Source organism: Mesorhizobium sp. M2A.F.Ca.ET.067.02.1.1 (genome assembly GCF_004023285.1).
In the GTDB taxonomy this organism is placed as follows: domain Bacteria; phylum Pseudomonadota; class Alphaproteobacteria; order Rhizobiales; family Rhizobiaceae; genus Mesorhizobium.
In genome coordinates this window covers 1-2,582 of record NZ_RZSB01000807.1, presented here as the reverse complement: position 1 = coordinate 2,582, position 2,582 = coordinate 1, and the positions used below count along the sequence as shown (strand labels likewise).

The following is a 2,582-nucleotide window of genomic DNA, read 5'->3' as shown; positions in this document are numbered from 1 at the left end:
CCTCGGATTCGTGATCGCGGCCTGGGGATGTAAGGAAGACGCGTGACCGACGAGGTGATCAACCAGCCGCCGCCGTTGACGGGCGGCAACGCTTGGCGGGGCGATCCGTTGCTCATCCAGCTTGCCGAACGTTTTTCGGATCCCGTGCGCAAGGATCTCGACGGGCTTGGCCGGTTCGTGATGACGCAGGAGGCGCAGGAGCTTGCCCGCCTCGTCAACACCGACACGCCGAAATTGCGCACGCATGACCGCCAAGGCCGGCGCCTCGACCTGGTCGAATACCATCCGGCTTATCACGCCTTGATGCGCCGCTCGGTTGCCGGCGGCCTGCATTCTTCCGTCTGGGAGAACGGCGATGCCGAGATCGGCCGCCGCCATCAGGTAAGGGCGGCGCGCTTCTATCTGACCGCCGAGCTCGAGACCGGGCATCTGTGCCCCATCACCATGACCAGCGCATCGCTGGCGGCGCTGATGGCGAGCCCGAAGCTTTTCCGCGAATGGGCGCCGCGCGTGACGACGCGCAAATACGACCAGACGCAGAAGCCGCCGGTGCAGAAGACCGGACTGACGCTCGGCATGGGCATGACCGAGAAGCAGGGCGGCACGGATGTCCGCGCCAACACCACCAGGGCGGAGCGCACCGGCAGCGGCTTTTACCGGCTCACCGGCCACAAATGGTTCATGTCGGCGCCGATGTCGGATGCCTTCCTGGTGCTCGGTCAGGCGCCGGAGGGGCTGTCCTGCTTCCTCGTGCCGCGCATCCTGGGCGACGGCTCCGGCAATGGCTTCCGCTTTCAGCGGCTGAAGGACAAGCTCGGCAACCGCTCGAACGCCTCGTCGGAGGTGGAGTTCGTCAATGCCATCGGCGAGATGGTCGGCGATCCGGGCGCAGGCGTGAAGACCATCATGGACATGGTGACGCTGACGAGGCTGGACTGCGCGGTCGCTTCGTCGGCGCTGATGCGGGCGGGCCTTGCCGAGGCCGTGCACCACACGCGCCATCGCCAGGTGTTCGGCTCGAACCTGATCGACCAGCCGCTGATGCAGCGGGTTCTCGCCGACATGGCGCTCGACGTCGCCGCGGCCACGGCGCTGTCGTTCCGGCTGGCGCGCTCCTTCGACGAGGCGGCCAGCGATCGCGGCGAGGCGGCCTTTGCCCGGGCCATGACGCCTGTGGTCAAATACTGGGTCTGCAAGATCGCGCCGGCGCTGCTCTACGAGGCGATGGAATGCCTTGGCGGCAATGGCTATGTCGAGGAAGCGCCGCTAGCCCGCTACTACCGGGAGGCGCCGGTCAACGCGATCTGGGAGGGCTCGGGCAATGTCATGGCGCTCGATGTGCTGCGCGTGCTTGGCCGCGCGCCCGGCCTATTCGAGGAGGTGCTCGCGGGCATCGACCGCGATCTCGGCACCGGCGGACGCGGCACTATCGGCGTGCTGAAGGCGGCCATGCAGGTCGCCGCGACCGACCAAGGGTCGGCGCGCCTGTTGACGGAACAGCTCGCGCTTTCGGCGGCCGCGGCGGAGCTTCGCAGGCTGGGAGCAGGGCGGATCGCCGACGCCTTCGTCGAAACCCGGCTCGGCGGCCAGTGGCGCACCACCTACGGCATGCTCGATTCGCGCCATGATGCGCGCATGATCATCGACACGCTCTATCCGCCGGTGACCTGATCCGGCTCTAAATCAAAGAGTACGATCCGAAAACCGCTTCGCACGCTTCGGTGCCATGCTCCCAGAACGATTGCCTATTTGTGGATAGCCGTTAACCTTAACAAATGGTTTCCATTGCGGCGGACCTTCGCAAAGCCCAATCTCCGCTTGCTGGAGTAGGGAAGGGTTAACCATGGCCCGGGCTCCGCGAAGCAGGATTCGTATGCGGCACGTCTTGAGCTCAGTTCTGGCCTTGCATTGGGCGGTGGTCTTTGCCCTGCTTGCCTATGTATGCATGGACGGCAGCCGGGGCATAGCAGCGGCGCTTGGCGTGCTTGGCCTCTCTATCCAGGGCGGCCGGTTTCCGCATCTTGAAAATGTCGCCGTGGTCGCGCCGCTTTCGGTCGCGCTCCTGACTGTCGCGGTGCTGTTCTGCTGGGCCTTTGTCGAAACGCTGCTCAACGGCCCGGCAAGGCCCGACGCAGGCGAAAGCGTTGCGCGGGTCGCTTTCATCTTCGCATCGTCGCTGCTTTCGCTGATTCTCATCGGCGGCGTGGTGGAAGGCATCGACGGCCTGTTCGTGATTGTCGGCGTTCAGATGACGGCACTGCTTGCCTCCTATGTTGCGGTGACGGCCGAGCGCCGCTCCGCCCTTGCCGCCGCAATGAATTTGCCCCAGGGCAATGTTCGCGCCGCCTCGCGCATGGCGATGGGGGCCGCGCACAGCTCCTTGCTTTCGCGCATATCCGGCCGCCCGGAAAGCAAGCCTGGAGGCAGGCGCTGATGCGCACGATATTCACACTCTGGGCTGCTCCGATGGCCATCTTCTGGGGATGGTTCTTCCTGTCGGCCAACGACATGAATTTCGGCTACGCGATGCTGAGCCGACAGGTGCACGATTTCGCTTTCCAGCTCTATGGCCAGATGCTCGG

General features: G+C 65.3%; 3 protein-coding genes. All 3 read left to right on the top strand.

All coding sequences use genetic code 11. From position 1 onward, the window contains the following. Positions 1-42 precede the first annotated feature (42 nt). Entirely contained in the window at positions 43-1,671 is a 1,629-nt protein-coding gene (locus EOA28_RS32070) for a DNA alkylation response protein (RefSeq protein ID WP_127251487.1), read from the top strand. A gap of 214 nt (positions 1,672-1,885) precedes the next feature. Further along, complete coding sequence (locus tag EOA28_RS32065; RefSeq protein WP_348527568.1) at positions 1,886-2,434, top strand: hypothetical protein; 549 nt, start codon at positions 1,886-1,888, stop codon at positions 2,432-2,434. Further along, on the top strand, positions 2,434-2,582 hold a 149-nt coding region (locus EOA28_RS40580; RefSeq protein WP_245501646.1), incomplete at its 3' end, for a DUF6105 family protein. The genes EOA28_RS32065 and EOA28_RS40580, both read left to right, overlap by 1 nt.